Annotated in this window: 18 protein-coding genes; 8 read left to right on the top strand and 10 right to left on the bottom strand. The window is 56.0% G+C overall.

Annotation, left to right across the window (positions count from 1 at the left end; genetic code table 11):
• The first annotated feature begins 115 nt into the window (after nucleotides 1-115).
• Both ACA063_RS21250 and ACA063_RS21245 read left to right on the top strand, forming a co-directional pair.
• Nucleotides 116-1006, top strand: a complete 891-nt coding sequence (locus ACA063_RS21250) for an ATP-binding protein (RefSeq protein ID WP_497663262.1) — start codon at nucleotides 116-118, stop codon at nucleotides 1004-1006.
• Nucleotides 1003-1485, top strand: a complete 483-nt coding sequence (locus ACA063_RS21245; RefSeq protein WP_497663261.1) for a GAF domain-containing protein — start codon at nucleotides 1003-1005, stop codon at nucleotides 1483-1485. Before ACA063_RS21250 ends, ACA063_RS21245 begins: the two co-directional genes overlap by 4 nt.
• Here ACA063_RS21245 and ACA063_RS21240 read toward each other — a convergent pair whose 3' ends face one another.
• From ACA063_RS21240 to ACA063_RS21225, 4 genes are all read right to left on the bottom strand, one after another.
• Nucleotides 1486-4434, bottom strand: coding sequence for an HD domain-containing phosphohydrolase (locus ACA063_RS21240; protein WP_497663260.1), 2949 nt, complete (start codon nucleotides 4432-4434; stop codon nucleotides 1486-1488).
• A gap of 49 nt (nucleotides 4435-4483) precedes the next feature.
• Complete coding sequence (locus tag ACA063_RS21235; protein WP_497663259.1) at nucleotides 4484-8122, bottom strand: transporter substrate-binding domain-containing protein; 3639 nt, start codon at nucleotides 8120-8122, stop codon at nucleotides 4484-4486.
• 8 nt (nucleotides 8123-8130) lie between these two features.
• On the bottom strand, nucleotides 8131-8757 hold the full coding sequence (locus ACA063_RS21230) for a response regulator transcription factor (protein ID WP_162436339.1): 627 nt from the start codon (nucleotides 8755-8757) through the stop codon (nucleotides 8131-8133).
• Between the two features lie 254 nt (nucleotides 8758-9011).
• Nucleotides 9012-9404: a response regulator gene (locus tag ACA063_RS21225; RefSeq protein ID WP_497663258.1), complete on the bottom strand. Its 393-nt coding sequence runs from the start codon at nucleotides 9402-9404 to the stop codon at nucleotides 9012-9014.
• Between the two features lie 381 nt (nucleotides 9405-9785).
• On the opposite strand from ACA063_RS21225, the gene ACA063_RS21220 reads away from it, so the two are divergent.
• Nucleotides 9786-11147 carry a deoxyguanosinetriphosphate triphosphohydrolase gene (locus ACA063_RS21220; RefSeq protein ID WP_497663257.1) on the top strand — a complete coding sequence of 454 codons (1362 nt, stop codon included), beginning with the start codon at nucleotides 9786-9788 and terminating at the stop codon, nucleotides 11145-11147.
• Nucleotides 11148-11289: 142 nt separating this feature from the next.
• Here ACA063_RS21220 and ACA063_RS21215 read toward each other — a convergent pair whose 3' ends face one another.
• The 4 genes from ACA063_RS21215 to ACA063_RS21200 all read right to left on the bottom strand — a co-directional run bounded on the left by ACA063_RS21215 (nucleotide 11290) and on the right by ACA063_RS21200 (nucleotide 13617).
• Nucleotides 11290-12453, bottom strand: a complete 1164-nt coding sequence (locus ACA063_RS21215; protein ID WP_497663256.1) for an EAL domain-containing protein — start codon at nucleotides 12451-12453, stop codon at nucleotides 11290-11292.
• 120 nt (nucleotides 12454-12573) lie between these two features.
• The gene (locus ACA063_RS21210) at nucleotides 12574-12915 is read right to left on the bottom strand and encodes a hypothetical protein (RefSeq protein ID WP_497663255.1); all 342 of its coding nucleotides are present in this window, start codon (nucleotides 12913-12915) and stop codon (nucleotides 12574-12576) included.
• Entirely contained in the window at nucleotides 12912-13301 is a 390-nt protein-coding gene (locus tag ACA063_RS21205; protein WP_497663254.1) for a phage holin family protein, read from the bottom strand. The genes ACA063_RS21210 and ACA063_RS21205 overlap by 4 nt, the downstream gene beginning before the upstream one ends.
• A 1-nt stretch (nucleotide 13302) precedes the next feature.
• On the bottom strand, nucleotides 13303-13617 hold the full coding sequence (locus tag ACA063_RS21200) for an ElaB/YgaM/YqjD family protein (protein WP_162436334.1): 315 nt from the start codon (nucleotides 13615-13617) through the stop codon (nucleotides 13303-13305).
• A gap of 315 nt (nucleotides 13618-13932) precedes the next feature.
• On the opposite strand from ACA063_RS21200, the gene ACA063_RS21195 reads away from it, so the two are divergent.
• From ACA063_RS21195 to ACA063_RS21180, 4 genes are all read left to right on the top strand, one after another.
• Entirely contained in the window at nucleotides 13933-15141 is a 1209-nt protein-coding gene (locus ACA063_RS21195) for an ammonium transporter (RefSeq protein ID WP_497663253.1), read from the top strand.
• A 125-nt stretch (nucleotides 15142-15266) separates the two neighbouring features.
• Nucleotides 15267-15503 carry a glutaredoxin family protein gene (locus ACA063_RS21190; protein ID WP_497663252.1) on the top strand — a complete coding sequence of 79 codons (237 nt, stop codon included), beginning with the start codon at nucleotides 15267-15269 and terminating at the stop codon, nucleotides 15501-15503.
• 129 nt (nucleotides 15504-15632) lie between these two features.
• Complete coding sequence (locus tag ACA063_RS21185) at nucleotides 15633-15950, top strand: transcriptional regulator (RefSeq protein ID WP_497663251.1); 318 nt, start codon at nucleotides 15633-15635, stop codon at nucleotides 15948-15950.
• A gap of 68 nt (nucleotides 15951-16018) precedes the next feature.
• On the top strand, nucleotides 16019-16909 hold the full coding sequence (locus ACA063_RS21180; protein WP_497663250.1) for a pseudouridine synthase: 891 nt from the start codon (nucleotides 16019-16021) through the stop codon (nucleotides 16907-16909).
• Between the two features lie 71 nt (nucleotides 16910-16980).
• Here ACA063_RS21180 and ACA063_RS21175 read toward each other — a convergent pair whose 3' ends face one another.
• Both ACA063_RS21175 and mobA read right to left on the bottom strand, forming a co-directional pair.
• Complete coding sequence (locus ACA063_RS21175) at nucleotides 16981-17202, bottom strand: YgdI/YgdR family lipoprotein (RefSeq protein ID WP_045058103.1); 222 nt, start codon at nucleotides 17200-17202, stop codon at nucleotides 16981-16983.
• Nucleotides 17203-17279: 77 nt separating this feature from the next.
• A complete protein-coding gene (mobA, locus tag ACA063_RS21170) occupies nucleotides 17280-17882 on the bottom strand; it encodes a molybdenum cofactor guanylyltransferase MobA (protein WP_497663249.1) in 603 nt (200 codons plus the stop codon).
• A gap of 81 nt (nucleotides 17883-17963) precedes the next feature.
• On the opposite strand from mobA, the gene moaB reads away from it, so the two are divergent.
• Complete coding sequence (gene moaB, locus ACA063_RS21165; RefSeq protein WP_497663248.1) at nucleotides 17964-18503, top strand: molybdenum cofactor biosynthesis protein B; 540 nt, start codon at nucleotides 17964-17966, stop codon at nucleotides 18501-18503.
• Nucleotides 18504-18509: the final 6 nt, after the last annotated feature.

Genomic DNA, 18509 nt, shown 5'->3' with positions numbered 1-18509 from the left:
CGCTGTTGTCGCGAGAGTTCTCGCAAGCCTATGAACCAGGGCTGAACCGCAAACCGGACGCTGTCTTTGGTCGCTGAAACGCCATCATTACTGTGAACGAGCCCGAGGAGAAGACGTGGATTCCCGATTGAATGCTTTTCTTGAACGCGCTGATGCCGTTCTGGCCCGTATCGAACCGCTGCTGCCGACCCCTCGGACAGCCATCGACTGGACAACCTGCCTCGCCGCGCGCTGGCAGCGGGAAGGGCGGAGCGGTTTCTTGCTGCCGCTTGAAGTCAGCCTCGATATGCGTCTGTCCGACCTCATCGGTGTCGATCGGCAACTGGAGCAGCTAGGGCGCAATACCCAACAATTCCTCGATGGGATGCCCGCCAACCATGCGTTGCTCTGGGGCTCGCGTGGCACCGGCAAGTCTTCGCTGGTCCGTGCGTTGCTGGCTGAGCACGCCAGTAACGGGCTGCGGCTGATCGAGATCGAACGTGATCACCTGGCAGACCTGCCTCGCGTGGTTGAACAGATTGGCAAGTTGCCCCAGCGCTTCGTGCTGTTCTGCGATGACCTGTCGTTCGAATCGGGCGAGGGCGATTACCGCGTGCTCAAGAGCGTGCTCGACGGTTCCCTCGAGCAGGCGCCGGATAATGTCTTGCTGTATGCCACGTCCAACCGTCGCCATCTGGTGCCGGAAAAAGAAAGCGATAACGAAAACTGGAAGCGGGTCGATGGCGAATTGCATCCCAGTGAAGCCGTGGAAGACAAGATCGCGCTGTCGGATCGTTTCGGCCTCTGGTTGTCGTTTTATCCCTTTACCCAGGAACACTTCCTCAACGTTGTCGAGCACTGGATCGGGCAACTGGCCGACAAGGCCGGGCTCGCGTGGCAGCGCGATGAAGAGCTGGAGATTCTGGCGGTACGCTGGGCCACGGGGCGGGGCAATCGCAACGGTCGATGCGCCTATCAATTTGCCCGCTATTGGGTCGGGCTCAAGCTGTTGGAGCACAAGGTATGATTGATTTACAACAAAGCGGCCAGGGGCTGGAAGGCTACGGCATGCTGCACGCGCAGCTGAAGTCGCTATTGGCGGACGAGCGGGATTTCATTGCCAATGCGGCGCAGTTCTCGGCGTTCCTGTTCAATCAGCTGGAAGATTTGAACTGGGCCGGTTTTTACCTTAATCGCAACGAAGAGCTGGTACTGGGCCCGTTTCAGGGACAGATTGCCTGTGTACGGATCCCCTTCGGCCGGGGCGTGTGCGGGGCGGCTGCTGCGACGTTGCAGACGCAGTTGGTTGAAGATGTCCACGCGTTCCCAGGGCACATTGCCTGCGACAGCGCCTCGAACAGCGAATTGGTGGTGCCGCTGGTCAAGGATGGTCGATTGATCGGTGTGCTTGACCTCGACAGTCCAAAGCTTGCGCGTTTTACCGCCCAGGATCAGGCAGGCATCGAGCAGCTGGCGGCGATTTTCCTGCGCCTGACTGACTGCTGATCAGCTCTTCAAGCCTGCCTTTGCCAGCAGGCTTGATTGATCCACGGCGTCGATCTGCTTGGGGTCGAGGAATTGGTCGGCGTAGCGCAGATAAATTTCGGCGTTGACGAACAGCTCGAACAGCTGCGGATCGATGTGCGCGTCACGGCACATCATCGCCATGATGTTCAACGCTTCGCTCAAGGACTTGGCCTTTTTGTAGGGGCGATCAGCGGCGGTCAGGGCTTCAAAAATATCGGCAATCGCCATCATCCGGGCCGGCAGGCTCATTTCTTCGCGCTTCAACTGTTTGGGATAGCCAGTGCCGTCCATTTTCTCGTGGTGACCGCCCGCGATCTCAGCCATGTTGCCGAGGTGACCAGGGAAGGGCAGGTGGCTGAGCATCAGGATCGTCTGCACCATGTGATGATTGATGATGTAACGCTCCTCGCGGGTGAGCGTGCCTCGGGCAATGCTCAGGTTGTAGAGTTCGCCCCGGTTGTACTTGTAAGGCGGCACATCGAGCTTGAACCCCCAGGGGTTGTCCGGGGGAATCAATTCGCTGTCGGCGCGTTCGAGCAAATGCTCGGGCTTGTCCGCCAGCAACGGTTCGCTGACCGGCAGGCTCGGTGCCGGCGTTCGTGCCTGGCGCCGGTTTTCTTCCCAGGAAACCCCCAGCCGATCATCCAGTGTTCTTGTCCAGCTGCGTTGAGCCACTTTGCCCAGCCGTTGCAGATCCGCTTCGGCCATCGCCTCACCGCCCAGATTGCAGCGGGCAACGAATGCAAAATCATCATCCAGCCCCGCCAAACTCGCATCGCGCAATTTGGCCAGGTGTTGCTCGTCACCGCCCATGGCCATGGCTTGCCAATAACTGATCCAGGCATCGCGCTTGAGTACTTCGAAACGGGTACGAATTTCGTGAATTCGATCGTTCAGGGTTTCCAGCTTCGTCGCTTTATCGACCACATATTCCGGCGTAGTGACCTTTCCGCAGTCATGCAGCCAAGCGGCGATGTGCAGCGCCTCCCATTCATCTTCACTCGGTTGATAATCGCTGAACGCCGGTGCCTCGCTGGCTGCCGCCGCGTGAGCAAGCATCAGGGTCAGTGCCGGCACCCTCTGGCAGTGTCCGCCGGTGTAAGGGCTCTTGGCGTCGATCGCGCCGGCCAATAGCTGGATAAATGAGTCCAGCAGTTGTTTCTGCCTGGTTTGCAGGCGTTGGCTTTCAATACATACCGCCGCCGCACCGGAGACTGCCTGAAGAAACGCGATGCGGTCCGGGCGAAGCTTTTCCAGATCGCTATGGTTGCCACTGTCTGTCAACAACAGGATGAGCAAGCCGACGGTTTCGTTGTGACGGTTGTGCAGCCGGATGCCGATCAGGTGTACCCGAGGGCATTCCATCGCCAGTAGCACCTTGCTTAAATCACCGGCTTCTTCGTAACCAAGGCTGGTCACGAGAGTGTCGGCCTGGGCGAGTTGCCGTAGCCATGCGGGGCTTTGTAAAGATTGGGGGTCGTACCCCTGAATACCGAAGGGGGGCAAAGCCTGCGAGGTGTCGTTGATGACCAGCCCGTGGGGTTCAAGTCGATCGCCGTCGTTTTCCCGCAGGTAGATCAAACCGGCCTGGGCCTGACCGATTTTCACCGTCTCGAACAGCACCCGCTGCAACAATGGGGCGAAGCGGGTCTCGGCGCTGAGGCTGTCGGTGATCTGGAAAAAGCTCGCCAAGGTGTCTTTCATACGCGCCATCGACACACTTAACTGGTCCACCTCAAGGACCGGAGAGCGCTTGGCGGCAGGAAAGTTGAAGTCGAAACTGCGTATGGCATCGGCTTCCTGTACCAGCGCACGCAAGGGTTTGACCAGGACTCTTGAGGTGAGCCAGCCCAGCGGCAGGCATAACAGCAGTGTGGCCAGGGTCACCAGGGCGCCTTGCCAGCGCATGCGATAGGCATCCACGAGCAACTCGTCCTCGGGCACCAGCAAGGCCAGTTGCAATCCTTTGGGGCCGCCTTCCTGCATGCTGCTGCGCGCCGCGATCCATTGCCGTCCAGCGACGTCCAACCGGTTGCCTCTGGAGGGACTGTTAAGCAATGCGCCAAGACTGGGGCTTAAATCCGCGGCTTTAATCAAATGCGCGGTTTGATCATTGATGATCAACCTGCTGCTGTCGGGGTACGCAATGGCGTTGCCCTCGGCGTCGAATAGCACGATTTCAGTGCTGGGCGTCACGACATGCTTGGCCAGGGTCGCAGACAGCTCAGCCAGGGTCAGATCGGCTCCAATGACTGCGTGTTCGCCACTGCGCAGCGCCAGCGTGGTGCCGATATCGTGCGTGGAAAAGAAAATATAGGGTTCGGTGGTGATCTGTTCCTGGCCGGTGCGAGCGCTGGAAAACCAGCCGCGGGCACGCGGGTCGTAATTCTCTTCAGGATGGTCCAGGCGGGAGACGAGTTTGAGGTCCTGATCGAAAAACAGCGACTGGGAGTGGACCTGGCTGTCAGTGAGATGTCGTTCAATGCTCCACACCTGAAACGCTGCTGCCTCTGGCGCCTTGATGAGCGCTTTCAAGTCGGGCGTGCGCAGGGGACGCACCATGAAGAAATCACCGTTGGCATAGCCCAAATACAGCGACGCCAGGTCGGGGTTGTCCTTGAGCGACTGGCTGAAGGGTTTGAGCAGTGCCAGGCGCTGCCCAATATCAGCCGTCTGAGTCGCCGGGTTGTCCGCCAGCAGGCTTAACAAGTGGCGGATGGGTTGATACGTGGTGCTTAGGTCCATGCGAACGTCTTGCTCAATACGTTCGAAGAGTCTTTCACTGCTCGAAAGAATGATCTGAGTGGTTTGGTGATAGTTGAAAAGACCAAGCACCACGCCTGTGAGCAGTAACAGGAATGTGAACATCACGCTGATATGGACATGCAGCGGGAATCGTCGCTGGTCCGGGCGCAGTGGGCTGGGCATTGCCAATCTCTCCAAAAGGTTTAACTCACTGCTCAGCGTCCAAGCATAGTTAACGCTCCACCATTGTGCTGTCGTGCTGCCTTATTTGTTGTTGCAACGCCTGTTCAAGTTCGAGCATGGCGTGCTCCATCGCCAGGATGCATTCGGACACTACGTCAGGTTGAAAGGCTCTATGAATGGCTTCTTCCAGTGATTCGCAGCTGTCGATCAGACGCGTAGCCTGGACAATTCGGGCGGCGCCCTTGATTTTGTGGGCGATATCGAGAAATGACTGAAGGTCGTCGGAACGGGTCAAACCCATCAATTCTTCTCGGTCGAGTCGATTGCTCTTGAGCAGTTCGGTCAGTAACCGCAAGTCCATCGCAGGGTTGCCTCCCGTCAACTGGTGCAGCCCTTCGAGACTGAACGCTGCACCACGAAACACGGGGCTGATGCCTTCGACCCATTGGCTCAATGCCGTCAGTGTCAGAGGCTTGAACAGGCAATCGTCCATACCGGCCTGTTTACAGCGTTCAATTTCTTCCGGCTGTGCGTTGGCGGTAAAACCCAGGACGATGACGGGTGAGCGGTGCTCGCGCTGTTCTTCACGGCGGATGGCGCGAACCAGCTCATAACCGTTCATGACTGGCATGTTGCAATCGGCGATGACCAGGTCGAAAGGCTCGGACTTCCATGCTTCGAGCGCCGCTTCGCCATCTTCTGCGACGCTGAAACGATGCCCCAGGAATTCCAGTTGCTGACACATGAGCAAGCGATTGGCCGGGTGGTCATCGACCACCAGAACGTTCAAGGGCATCCTCGTGGCTTTTGGTGCCTCGACAACCGGCTTCAATACCTGTTCCTGTGCCAGTGTGGGGAGATGCAGCAAAACCCGAACTTGCGTCCCCGAGCCCGGCTGGCTGCTCAATTGCAGGCTGCCACCCATCATTTCACACAGGCTGCGGCAGATCATCAGCCCCAACCCTGCGCCCACCCGACCGGCCTGTGCACAATTGTCTGCCTGGGCAAAAGGCTCGAACAATCGCTGCTGATCCTCTTCGGTGATGCCAATGCCGCTGTCCTCGACACTCAAGTGCATCCGGACCTCGTCAGGACCGCTCGGCTGGAGGATGACGATGATCCTGACCTGGCCGTGATCCGTAAACTTGATGGCATTGCTGATCAGATTGGACAACACCTGCTTGAAGCGCATCGGGTCCAGCACCACATCGATTGCCGGATTGGCGGGGTGGTAATCCAGCAACAGTTCGAGATTTTTCTGGTGAGCCAGTCCATCGAAGATCCTCACCACCGACGCGACGATCTCTCGCAGGTTCACACGCTCCGGGCTCAGGCTTAGGTGCCCGGATTCAATGCGGGCGATATCGAGAATATCGCCTATCAATGCCAGCAAGTCCCTCGCCGAGTTGTAGGCCACATCAATGGCTGGACGATCAGGATGATCCTGCTCGATGCGCTTTAGCGTCAGCTCGAGCATGCCAATGACAGCGTTCATCGGGGTGCGGATTTCATGGCTCATGGTCGCCAGAAAGGTGCTCTTGGCCCTGTTTGCCTCATCAGCGCGCTCTTTGGCGTAGCGCAGATCATCGAACAGTTGTCGTCGGTCGCTGATGTCGATCCAGCCACCGATGATGCCCCGCACCTCGCCGCTCGAGTCACGATAGGGCAGAACCCAGTGGTAAATCGTCAGCCGGCGACCGCCGATATGCAGTTCGCGGTCGACCACCAGCGGAGTGCCCTGTGCCACGACACGTTGGTAGTCGGCCTGATACTCCTGTGCCTCAAATGCATTGCTCAAGTTGCCCTGCATGACACTTTTACCGATGACGTCTTCGCGCTTTGCGTTGAAAGCTTCGAGGTAGCTGTCATTGCAGCTTTGCAGCAAGCCTTGGCGATCCCGCACATAGATCGGATGAGGGGTTCCGTTGACCAGCGAGCGCATGAATTCGAACTGGTCGTTCAATGCGCGCTCGGCTGCCTGACGCTGCTTTATCTGACGGCGCATGTACGCGTTCCAGGCAACGGAAATCATCAGCAGCACGCCGGCGCCGATGACGATTTGATAGAACAGCCGGTGATAATTGCGCCAGGCGCTTTGCGTTGAGGCCGAATAGCCACGCCACCGGCTGTTGATGACGCCCAGTTCATCTGGCGCAATGCTCAGCAACGCTTTGTTCAGGATTGAGTTCAGTTCCTCGGATTCACGGGCTGTGACCAGTGAAAACGCGGCCTGCCGGGTGCCGATGGTGGTGCTGATTTGCAAAGGGTGTTCGAAGATTCGCGAGGAGATGAAGTAGTTGGCAATCACCAATGAGTTCACCGCCCCGTCTGCCTGACCTTCGGCCAGCATTTCGACGGCGCTGAACGTGTCGGGGGTCTCAATCAATCTGATCCCGGGGAAGTCACGACGCAGGTACTCCACCAACGGATTGCCCTGGGCGATCGTCAGGCGTTTGCCTTGCATTTGCTCAAGTTGGGTCGGGCTGTCGGACGCCTTTCGCGTCAACAGCACAAAGGAATTCTGCAGGTATGGGCGGGTAAAGTTCAGGGCAGTTTCGCGCTGGGCGCTGGGAAGCAGGGCGGTGATCAGATCAGTCTGGCCGTCCTCTATTTTTTTGATCATCTCGCCATCGTTGCGGCTGCGCTGGATATCAAAGCGCAAGCCGGTGCGCATTCTGATCAGATCGAGCAGGTCTGCGGTGACCCCGCGCAAGTTTCCATCGCTGTCGAAAAATGACAGCGGCGCATAGGCCTCGTTTACCACCACGCGCACCACAGGATGTTGTGCCAACCAGGTTTTTTCTCGATCCGTGAGCTGCAAATTATGATCGGTGAGGAGAATGTCACTGCCTGCGCCCCAGCGCTTGGCAATGTTTTCTCGCTCGCTGCTCGGAATAGCAGTGAGCATCGCATTGATGATGCCAAGCAGTTGCGGGTTGTTCTTGTGGACCGCAAAGCTGAATCCGTGCGCTTCATGTTTGCCGAAGTTGGCCATGCGCAGGTTGTTGAGGTAGCCCTTGTTGATCATGTAATGGGTTGAAATGGCGTCGCCGAGAAAGACATCCGCCTGTTCGAAGGCTACAGCGTTGATTGCATTCTGGAACGAAGGAAAGGATGTGATGATGGCATCGGGATACAACGCCTTCACCTCATCCATTGGCAGATAGTGGTAAACCATACTCAACCGCAGACCGGCGAGTCCTTCGGCAAGGGATCTTGTTTCTCGTTCCCGGGTCACCAGTACCGGTTGATCGACCGCGTATGGAGTGGACAGTACAACGTCAGTGTTTTGCGCCTCGAACCCGTTCGAGGTGCCGAGCAGATCGATGTCACCTTTTTCCAGTGCCTCGATTGCATCGCCCCGGGAAGCGTAGCGTTTGACCTCAATCGGCAGGCCTGTCGTTTCGCTGAGCAGACCTGCATAGTCGGCAGTGAACCCTTCATATTCGTGGCTGCTGATGGTCAGATCGAAGGGGGGATAGTCGGGGGCTGATGTCCCTAGGACAAGTCGCGTTCTACTGCCGGCCCACGCTTGTTGTGAGCTATCCAGCTGGACTTGCAGGTGTCCAGGCAGGGTTCGACTGAGTAGCGTATACCCCTCACTTTCGGGCTGTGCGGCGTGGACTGAGGTGATCAGGCATAAACTTGCGCTCATCACTCCCCAAAATTGCTTTGTGCGACTAGGCATCCTGTCTCTCACACTAACGCGTTACGTTTTGCCATCTCGATGAGTTCTACCAGGGATTTGGCTTTAAGTTTTTGCATGAGTCGTTTTTTATAAGTGCTGACAGTCTTGTTGCTTAAAAACATGCCTTTGGCGATTTCCTTGTTGGTCCGGCCTTGGGCGAAAAGTTGTAGCACCATCAATTCTCGATCATTGACTGATTTGAATAGTTCGAGTTCAGCGTAACGCACGTCATCACAGCGAACCGGATTCAACGCCGCGCTTGGGAAGTAGTTGTAACCTGACAATACGGCTTTAATGGCGCTGACCAGTTCACTCAGGGCTTCCTGTTTGCATACATATCCAGACGCACCGGATTGCATGCAGCGAATTCCGAAAAGAGTCGGGTCTTGTGCTGTGAGTACTAACGTCTTTGTCTGCGAGTTCATCGCATTGAGGCGGGTAAGAATCTCAAGTCCGTCCAGTTTCGGAATGCTGATATCAAGAATCACCAGGTCGGGCACGCATTCGCGAATCATCTGCATGGCGTCGACCCCATTATCTGTTTCACCGACAACCTTGAAGTTTTCATGCTCCAGTAACATTCGGACAGCGAGACGAATAACCGGGTGGTCGTCGACGATAAAAACGGAGTTCATAATCAAATCCCATATGAGCGCAAATAAAGCGCGCACCTTAGCTCAGATAGTCTTGGTATCGCATGAATCGGTAGACCTACAGGGGTGATATCAGATAATTCCTACATGAGAACAAGAAAGAGACTACGCATCAATTGGTTTTTTCATTGACTTGGATCAAGTTATAGGAGGTTAATTGCGTAGACCGACGATTAGGTTGTGGGGTTGAAAAACTGATTCAGAAACAGTTTTTAAGTGTTGTTCGTGCAGGTGCGTTATAAGTGTGCAAAGGTCAACAGGTTTCTAAGTTCTGATTGTTGCAAGGGCTTCAGTAAATAACCCAGTAACGGCACTTTTAACATGCTGGCCTCTTTGGATAGTTCGTCCAGTTCCGTGGATGTCAGGCTACTGAGCAGGATGGCATGCTTGATTAATTTCAAGTCGCTCGCCATTTTTATCAGGTCCAGACCCGGCGTGTCAGGCAGACATTGATCACACAGCAAAATATCGAACGGCTGCGACACTTCGAGCATCTGTTGTATTGCGCCTGCCGCGCTGTCAGTGAGGGTGATGTGACTGAAGCCATAACTTTTTAACAAACATTGAATCGCTCTGAGCTGAAAAGCATGATCTTCCACCACCAAGATGCGTAAATCTTCTCTATACATGGGAACACTCACACTTGATCCGTCGAGCAGACGGAGCGCGATTATTTCGCAGACTTCAAGTGCAATCGATCAGCCAGCGCGCCAGGCGGTGTAGGGCAATTCCGTGTGCGTTGAGTGCTTTTGGATGGGGAAAGGCAAATCAGCCATTTCAGAGGGTGAAATGACTGTTCCGTCTCGTTCTCCATTGACATGGCCACCCGGTCCTATGCGATGGGCCTCTCCGAGAGATCTGCGCTGGAACTTGGATTTTAATCTTTATGAGGTGAGCGTATAAGACTGTGTTGTGCTGATGATTTAAGTTGGTCTCGTTTTTCAATGTGTTTTGAAATGGGGTGTGAGTGAGCTATATTGGGTGTTATGTAAGTGATTCGAGAGGCTAAGATGGAAAGAATGAGTTGGGACAAGTTGCTGAACAACACCCGTCTTGGCGGTCGGCCGCCAAAATCTGAGTTAGGCCGGTCACCTTTCCACTCAGACCATGACAAGGTTATTTTTTCCGGGGCTTTCAGGCGTCTCGCACGGAAAACTCAAGTTCATCCTCTGGCTACTAATGACCATGTTCATAATCGCCTCACACACAGTTTGGAGGTGGCGTGTGTAGGGCGGACACTGGGCGTACGAGTAGGCCAAGAGCTTCTGAACGAAAGACTTATCCCGGAACAACATTCAGCGTCTGATATTGGTGATATTGTTCAGACTGCTTGTCTCGCCCATGACATCGGTAACCCTCCCTTTGGACATACGGGTGAAGAAGCCATTCGTCACTGGTTCTCCAATGATGTGGGGGCGAAGTTAATTGAACACTTGCCATTCCATGAAGCTACTGATTTGCATAGATTTGAAGGTAACGCCCAAGGGTTCAGGGTTTTAACGACCTCGGAATATCATCCCTATGAAGGCGGTATGCGTCTAACCTATGCGTCACTGGGGGCGTTCATTAAGTACCCCTGGTTGGCGGGTGATGCTATTAATGGGCAAAGGCCTGTCCAGAACAAATATGGCATTTACTGTTCTGAATTGGATTTGTTTAATGAAGTGGCTGATGCGACAGGTTTGTTGAAGTTGGGTGATGGGTGGCGATGTCGACATCCACTGGCTAACCTGATGGAAGTCTCCGATGACTTCTGCTACGCCATTCTTGATCTGGAAGATGGCGTAGAGATGGGGATCCTTGAATGGGATAAGGTCTTCGAAATCTTGTGCCTTGTTCTTGATGATCACCAGAAGAATCAGTTGGTCAAAGAAATCCAGGGCATGAAGGTGGGGCGCAGGCTTTCTATGGTGCGTGGAAAGGTCATTTCAGCTTTTGTAGATGCTGGAGCAGCTGCTTTCATGAATAACCATAACGACATCATGACCGGCAAAGTATTAGGCATTCTGGATCTGTGTGATAAGAACGTGCGTGAATGTGTATCAGCCGCCAAAGGCCTTGCTCGAGATGAAATCTTCCAGCATCCACGTAAGGTCGAGTTGGAAATCGGGGCTTATAGCACCATTTCTACCTTGCTCAATGTGAGCTGTTCTGCTGCTTTGGATTATGTCAGAAAAGGTGGTGTAGCTGATTCCAAGACCCGCAGGGTGGTAGAGCTTTTTGGGTTGGACCTGAAGAATTTGGACAGTCAGGCAGGCGTCTCCAAAGAGTACGGTGCAATCATGCAAGTTCTGGATTACGTGAGTGGTATGACGGATAACTATGCGATGCACTTGGCTCGCCAATTTAATGGATTGGGCGGAGAGCGTTGAAGTCAGAGGGCGTTTCTTTTTGTAGGGTTTTTAGCGGTGTTGTGAGTGAAGACGGTCGATCGCAGCACTATGTCCGACGCACGACTCACTCAACCGGCTTCCCGTGAGTGGGTCAGGCTGGACCGTTGTCGCGCCCGGCCTGCTACAGTCCGACAGCATCGATATCGATGAGTAACAGTCGCTCACCATTGTCGAAAAACTGCCCCGCCGTCAGGCAGTACTGGTTCGTGGTGGCGTCGCGGTAGGTGCTGGAAAGCGTCAACCTGCGGTCGTCCCAACCTTCCGCCAGCAAGTGATAGAAGTAGGGACGCCATGACCAATTATGACCCAGGTAGCGATTATCGGACTCCCAGCCGTTGTTTCGCCATTCGAGGTTCGGCGTCAGCTGCGTGCCGTGGCGGTCACATTGATAAAAGCGCAACAGCCAGGGGAATGCATCCAACTGTGGTAATGCGCTAAGTGGCGCACGGGCTTGCGCCCAGGCTTGCAGAATGGACATCAACTCGCTGAGTTGTTGGCGCATCCTCATCAGACGACCGCGTTCGCTCAGTTTTTGTTGAACGTAACGTTGGCGAAGTTGAGCGAATTGCCCAACGAAGGCTTCGGTTTCATGAAAGTCTTCTTCTGCCCGGGCGAATAGAAAACCCTGTACGTATCGCGAACCACACTCCAGGGCAAAATTCAGCTGAGCGTCGGTTTCCACCCCTTCTGCAATGATCCAGCAACCCGTCTTTTCCGCCATTTGAGCCAGAGCTTTGACCACGTCACTGCTGGGACCACCTAATGCGGCGGCCTGGAACAGGCGCATATCCAGTTTGAGTATGTCCGGTTGCAACGCCAGTACGCGATCCAGCTGAGAATACCCGGCGCCGAAATCATCGATGGCGATTCGTGCCCCCGCCTGCCGATAACGGGCAACGACGTCTGCCAATCGCTGGATATTTCCACCCAATTCGGTGATCTCGAACACGATGCGACGTGGGTCTACGTCATGCTTGGCCAGTTGTTTAAGGCTTGGAAGCGCCTGATCCGGGCGCAGGCGATTGACCCACCGCGGCGACATGTTCAGGCTGAGAAACCAGTCCTCGGGCGCTTCGTGCAGGCGGCTCAGGGCGTTGTCGCGGATCTGGCGGTCCAGGCGACGCAGAGCAATGGCTGGTGTTCTTGGGTCGGCAAACAAGGGGCCGACCGAGTCAAGATGACCGTCCGGATGACGCAGTCTACCCAAGGCTTCGACACCCGCGATGCGGCCAGTGGCGGTATCAATGAACGGCTGAAAGCAGGCGAGCGGTTGCCCGTCGATCACGAGGCCTCCTTAGTAAGGTCTTGTTTTGATACCTGGGCACACGGTAGGCACGCAGGATTGAACCTCTCGATAAAGAGGTTCAATCCCGTGATGTTGCAAGAATGCAGCCAGATGATGGCATTAAGGCCTGCGCGATGAGCCTTGCATGACAAGCTTGATCAGTGGCCCCAATGTGGCCCCCAGTCGAACCAGACGGGTAACGCTGCTGGTTCCGCCGCTCTTGGCGCCTTTACCTGTCAGGAAACCCAACAGCGTTACGGCCGCCACGCCCCATAGCGGGGCGTGCTTGATGCCAAATCCACTTTGCAGGTTCTGCGTCATTCCCCGCATGCGCTGCAAGGGCTGCAGCAATTGTTGGGATTCATGACGAATTTCCTGCCGGTGCATTTCCATACGCAGGCGGATCAGGGCCTTGCGCATTTCTGTGCGCGAGTTGTTATGAGGCAGTTCAGGCAGGCTCATGGCAGCAGGCGCTCCCGATCGTTGGCCAACTCTTCAAGCGTGCCGTGGAAAGGCGAGGACTCGTCGAAAATCGCCGCTTTCAAACGCATCGCACAGAAGATTGCTGCCAAGGTATAGAACACACAAAGTCCAATGATGGCAGCCAAGCGGTAGGTGTCCCAGAACAGGATCATCACAAGCGTCGACAGTCCCACCAGCAACAGCAAGGCAAAAACCAGCGACAGGCCTGCGAACAGCAACAGGCTTACTGTGCGAGCTTTCTGCTCCTGCAGTTCAATGCCGAACAACTCGACATGGCTGTGCAGCAGTCCAAGGAAAGCGGCACCGAGGCGCCGCGGTGAGGAGCTTGGGCCCGTCGCCGACGAGCCGGATTCGCCGATCGCCATATCAGCGCCGAGTAGCCAGCAGGCCAATCAGGAAACCCACGCCGGCCGCAATACCGACCGATTGCCAAGGGTTGGCCTGTACATAATCTTCCGTAGCGGTCACGGCAGCTGCGCCACGCTCGCGCAGTGAATCTTCAGTCAGCTTCAAGGTTTCCCGTGCACGCAAAAGACTGTCGTGAATCTGGTCACGCAGCTCATCGGCTTGGTCACCGGCCAGGGAGGCGGTGTGTTCGAGCAACCGTTCGGTATCGTGCACCAGGGTCTGAAAATCGTTCATCAGGATTTCTTGAGCAGTCTTTGCCTTGATGCTGGCCATTGGTGATCTCCGTAAGTGGCTTCTGTTGCGTTCGAGTATGAGCCTTGCGCGAAGGTTCAGTACAAATCACTGGTACAGCTTTTGCTATGACTTTTGCTATGAGTTGGTGCGCCACCCAGCGTGATTGCGCTGTTGGTGAGCATGATTGGGGCGAAACCTTATCTCAAATAACGAAAACGCGCGCAAAGGTTCCGGCCTTGTGCGCCAAAGCGGCTCTCGAGGACCTTTGTGAAGACTCGCTGAGTCGCAATTTGGTGCACGAATTGTCTGCGCGAACTGCTTTGGTGCTTTTTTAGCCTTCAGGTCTGCCAATCCATGGAAAATCTGCAAAGCGCTGTGGACGGTCTTGTCCACAGCTCCAATACATTGTTCATTCTAATCGGCGCGGTCATGGTGCTGGCGATGCACGCCGGGTTTGCCTTTCTCGAAGTCGGCACGGTTCGACAAAAGAACCAGGTCAACGCGCTATCGAAAATCCTCAGTGACTTCGCGATTTCAACACTGGCCTACTTCTTTATAGGCTATTGGATTTCATATGGGGTGACGTTCATGCAACCGGCGGCAGTGATTACTGCCGACCACGGTTACGGCCTGGTGAAGTTTTTCTTCCTGCTGACCTTTGCGGCGGCGATACCGGCGATTATTTCCGGCGGCATTGCCGAACGTGCCCGGTTCGTCCCGCAGTTGTGTGCGACGGCGTTGATCGTTGCGTTCATTTACCCTTTTTTCGAAGGCATGGTCTGGAACGGAAATTACGGGTTTCAGGCCTGGTTGCTGGCGAGGTTCGGTGCCGGTTTCCACGACTTTGCAGGCTCGGTGGTCGTGCACGCCATGGGCGGCTGGCTGGCGCTGGCGGCCGTGTTGCTGCTTGGCCCGAGGCAAGGGCGGTATCGCGACGGGCGCCTGGTGGCATTTGCACCTTCGAGCATTCCCTTTTTGGCGCTGGGCTCGTGGATTCTGATCGTTGGCTGGTTCGGGTTTAACGTCATGAGTGCGCAAACCCTGCAAGGCGTCAGCGGCCTGGTCGCGGTGAATTCGCTGATGGCCATGGTTGGCGGCACCGTGGCCGCGTTGATCGTTGGACGCAATGACCCGGGCTTTCTGCATAACGGCCCGCTGGCCGGACTCGTGGCCATCTGCGCCGGCTCCGATCTGATGCACCCGGTGGGCGCATTGATCACGGGCGCGATAGCGGGGGCAATGTTTGTCTGGTGCTTCACCGCTGCTCAAGGCAAATGGCACATCGACGATGTGCTGGGTGTGTGGCCGCTGCATGGTCTGTGCGGTGTTTGGGGCGGGATAGCCTGCGGCATTTTCGGGCAGAGCGCATTGGGCGGACTGGGGGGCGTCAGCCTGATCAGCCAGTTGATCGGGACTTCGCTTGGCGTGGTCGTGGCGCTGGTCGGCGGGTTTACGATCTATGGCGTGATCAAGGCGCTTCATGGACTGCGCTTGAGCCAGGAAGAGGAGTATTACGGCGCGGATTTGTCGGTGCACAAGATCGGCGCCGTCAGTCAGGACTGATCAAGGTCGGCGGCGGATCGCAGAACGCCTGCGCAACGGCGATTGCACGGTAGCTTGAGCCGCCGTCTCGACTGCTTTTTATCGCGGGCCTAGAATGAACCTCTACTTTGCCGGGACTTGTAGTCATGCCTCCTGAATGTCAGCTGTTCGGCACCCTGGGTTGCCATCTCTGTGAACTTGCCGAAGACGAACTGATGCCCTTGGTCGAGCACGGTTTGATGGTCGAGTTGGTGGACATCGCGGAAAACGAAGATTGGGTCGAGGATTACGGTTTACGTATTCCGGTCCTGCGCCGTCTTGATACCGGTGCCGAGCTCGACTGGCCATTTGATGCCGAGCAGGTCGTGGCTTTCCTGCGCTGATTCTTCCCCATCCGTCGCGGTCAGTGTCTCACCCATTGGCGAAAGGACGGTGATTCGGTTACTGTATGCCTGTACAGTTATTCGGATCGCCTGTCTTGCGGGACGATCCCGCGAGTCAGAGGATGAGTCATGGTCAATGTCGAACAATTAAAGAACAGCGTGAACCGGATGTCGACGGATGTCGTGCGCGAAGCAGTCCTCGAATTGCGCCTGGACGGCCTGGTCACGGAAGGGAAAACCCCGTTCAACAAGTTGCATTTCAATACGTGCTTCGCCGAAATCGAGGCATTGTTCCAGCGTGCCGGTTACCACCGGCAACTGGATGTCGTGGGGTATCAGGGATTGATGTACGCGCTTTACGATCCCGGTCGCTGGGAGGCCGTAGATGTATTGCGCTGGCTCAAGGAATTCACTGAGGCGGCAGCTCGCGCGCAGATACCTGCGTAGGGATTCTCCACTAGGTTCATATGGGCAGCTGCTGGATAATGCCGGCCATCAGCGTTTAGAGCTTTCGTATGTCTACTTCAACTTTTTCGGCTGCGCACAGTCAGGCCAGCACGCTCTACCTGCCGCCCGGGTCGTGGCTGACGGTGCTCGACTGCCTGTGCGAGCACTTCAGCGCTATTGGCCGTGAACAGTGGCTGGACAGAATTGCCCGAGGGCGCGTTCTCGACGGTCAAGGTCTGCCCATTGCGCTTGACCTGCCCTACAAGGAAGGTCTGCGCATTCACTATTTTCGTGAAGTGCCGGACGAGAAACCGATCCCCGTGATCGAGTCGATTCTGTATGCAGATGAGCATCTGGTGGTCGCGGACAAGCCGCACTTTCTGCCGGTGACGCCGGCGGGTGAGTACGTCGAGCAAACGTTGCTGCGGCGGTTGATCCGCCGACTGGATAACCCGCATCTCGTGCCACTGCATCGCATTGATCGCCATACGGCGGGACTGGTGCTGTTTTCGGCGAACCCGCAGAGTCGTTCGGCTTATCAGTCACTGTTCCCGACACGGCGCATCGAAAAACGCTACGAGGCCATCGCCCGTGGCTTGCCTGACCTGACATTTCCACTGGTGCATAAAAGCAGGCTCATTGATGGCGAGCCTTTCTTCCGCATGCAGGAAGGTCCCGGTACCAGCAATACCGAAACGGCCGTCGACGTCAGGGAAAAACACGGTGATCTCTGGCGATACGCGCTGTACCCGGTGACCGGCAAGAAACACCAGCTGCGGGTGCACATGACCGCATTGGGCGCGAGCATCTGCAACGACCCGTTCTATCCGCAGGTGTTTAAAGACGTCGAAGATGACTACGCCAACCCACTCAAGCTGTTGGCCCAGGGGTTGCGATTCATAGACCCGATAACCGGCGAGGAACGGGACTTCGAAAGCGAAATTACCCTGCAGTGGTGAGCACTTTCCCTGAACCATGAAAAAGCCCGCATTACGCGGGCTTTTTTTGGCATCGGGTGTCACCGCAACAATTACAACTCTTTAACGGTGCGAACCTGATCCTTGTTGATGCGGGTTTCTTTACCGTCGAGTTGCTGGAACTCGTAGAAACCTGAGTCTTCATCGTATTTTGGCGCGTCGACAGCCTGGATTTCGCGACCATCATTCAAGGTGATCACGGTAGGCGAGGAGCAACCTGCAAGGGTCGCTAGGCCCAGTGCGAGCATGAAAGTGGCGAGGGTCCGTTGAGTCATGAGTGTGTCTCCGATATGAATTCTTTGGTTACTGAGCTTGTAGACGTATACAACGCGTGCAAGTTCCTTGGCTAGTGTCAGTCTGACACATTGGGGTGGATGCTTAACAGTTCCGGCGTGTTGAGGTTAGCCAGGCGCGGGTCGTTATCCGGGCATTGCAGGGCCGTCGCGCCCAACTCGCGCATAACTCGACCGGGGCTGCGTTCGCCATTGTCCCAAGCGTTTTCGAAGGCATCGCGAAGCGCCACGGGAATGACGCACAGCAACGGTTCCCAATGCTCGCCGTGGCGCAGCATCAATGGTTTTTCCGGGTGCAGGCTGGCGGATTCGCGCATTTCATGAAGCAGTAGTGCATCGATACGCGGTACGTCGCATGGCAGCACGAGCAAGTACGCATGGCGAGCGGCGTTCAGGCCTGCGCGAATACCGGCCAAGGGCCCTGGAAAACCACCTTCATCGTCATGCACCAATTGATCGGCGTAGGGCGCGTATTTTTCCAGGTTCCTATTGCACGAGATAATCAGATCATCGCTCAGCGATCGCGTCTTGCGCTGCAGATGGGCAATCAACGGCTCGCCATGCCATTCCAGCAATCCCTTGTCCTGCCCCCCCATGCGCTGGCCGCGACCACCCGCCAGCAGGAGAATGGAGCAGGGTGGCAAATCCGAGTTCAAGGTCATGGTCGGTCTCCATGGGGGCGGCGAAAAAAGGGAGCGCTGTGATATAACACCGGGCTGTTTCTCCTACAACTGGACGAGCCTATGAAAGCCAAGGCTGATGTACCTTTCGCACCGCTCAATATCGCAGTGCTGACGGTGAGCGATACCCGCACTCTGGAAACCGATACTTCCGGCCAGCTCTTCGTTGACCGCTTGAGCGCCGCAGGCCATAACCTGGCTGAGCGGGTTTTGCTCAAAGATGATCTCTACAAAATACGCGCGCAAGTCGCCACCTGGATTGCCGATGACGTGGTTCAGGTCGTGCTGATCACCGGCGGCACCGGGTTCACCGGTCGCGACAGCACCCCCGAAGCAGTGGCCTGCCTGCTCGACAAACACGTCGATGGCTTTGGCGAGCTGTTCCGGCAGATTTCGGTCGCCGACATCGGCACTTCCACCGTCCAGTCCCGCGCCCTGGCGGGTCTGGCCAATGGCACGCTGGTCTGCTGCCTGCCAGGTTCGACCAATGCCGTGCGGACCGGTTGGGATGGCATTTTGGCTGAGCAGCTGGATTCAAGGCACCGCCCGTGCAACTTCGTCGCTCACCTGAAACAGGCGGCACCCTGTGAATCCCGCGGGTAAGCCGGG

The organism is Pseudomonas sp. LBUM1643, from assembly GCF_059716215.1.
Note: the sequence above shows the minus strand (reverse complement) of the source record. Positions and strands in the feature narration are given on the sequence as shown.

Excerpts from the sequence above, each read along its gene's own strand:
- ACA063_RS21245 (WP_497663261.1), top strand. The coding sequence starts at position 1,003 with ATGATTGATTTACAACAAAGCGGCCAGGGGCTGGAAGGCTACGGCATG.
- ACA063_RS21240 (WP_497663260.1), bottom strand. The coding sequence starts at position 4,434 with ATGCCCAGCCCACTGCGCCCGGACCAGCGACGATTCCCGCTGCATGTC.
- ACA063_RS21235 (WP_497663259.1), bottom strand. The coding sequence starts at position 8,122 with ATGCCTAGTCGCACAAAGCAATTTTGGGGAGTGATGAGCGCAAGTTTA.
- ACA063_RS21230 (WP_162436339.1), bottom strand. The coding sequence starts at position 8,757 with ATGAACTCCGTTTTTATCGTCGACGACCACCCGGTTATTCGTCTCGCT.
- ACA063_RS21225 (WP_497663258.1), bottom strand. The coding sequence starts at position 9,404 with ATGTATAGAGAAGATTTACGCATCTTGGTGGTGGAAGATCATGCTTTT.
- ACA063_RS21220 (WP_497663257.1), top strand. The coding sequence starts at position 9,786 with ATGGAAAGAATGAGTTGGGACAAGTTGCTGAACAACACCCGTCTTGGC.
- ACA063_RS21210 (WP_497663255.1), bottom strand. The coding sequence starts at position 12,915 with ATGAGCCTGCCTGAACTGCCTCATAACAACTCGCGCACAGAAATGCGC.
- ACA063_RS21205 (WP_497663254.1), bottom strand. The coding sequence starts at position 13,301 with ATGGCGATCGGCGAATCCGGCTCGTCGGCGACGGGCCCAAGCTCCTCA.
- ACA063_RS21200 (WP_162436334.1), bottom strand. The coding sequence starts at position 13,617 with ATGGCCAGCATCAAGGCAAAGACTGCTCAAGAAATCCTGATGAACGAT.
- ACA063_RS21195 (WP_497663253.1), top strand. The coding sequence starts at position 13,933 with ATGGAAAATCTGCAAAGCGCTGTGGACGGTCTTGTCCACAGCTCCAAT.
- ACA063_RS21190 (WP_497663252.1), top strand. The coding sequence starts at position 15,267 with ATGCCTCCTGAATGTCAGCTGTTCGGCACCCTGGGTTGCCATCTCTGT.
- ACA063_RS21185 (WP_497663251.1), top strand. The coding sequence starts at position 15,633 with ATGGTCAATGTCGAACAATTAAAGAACAGCGTGAACCGGATGTCGACG.
- ACA063_RS21180 (WP_497663250.1), top strand. The coding sequence starts at position 16,019 with ATGTCTACTTCAACTTTTTCGGCTGCGCACAGTCAGGCCAGCACGCTC.
- ACA063_RS21175 (WP_045058103.1), bottom strand. The coding sequence starts at position 17,202 with ATGACTCAACGGACCCTCGCCACTTTCATGCTCGCACTGGGCCTAGCG.
- mobA (WP_497663249.1), bottom strand. The coding sequence starts at position 17,882 with ATGACCTTGAACTCGGATTTGCCACCCTGCTCCATTCTCCTGCTGGCG.
- moaB (WP_497663248.1), top strand. The coding sequence starts at position 17,964 with ATGAAAGCCAAGGCTGATGTACCTTTCGCACCGCTCAATATCGCAGTG.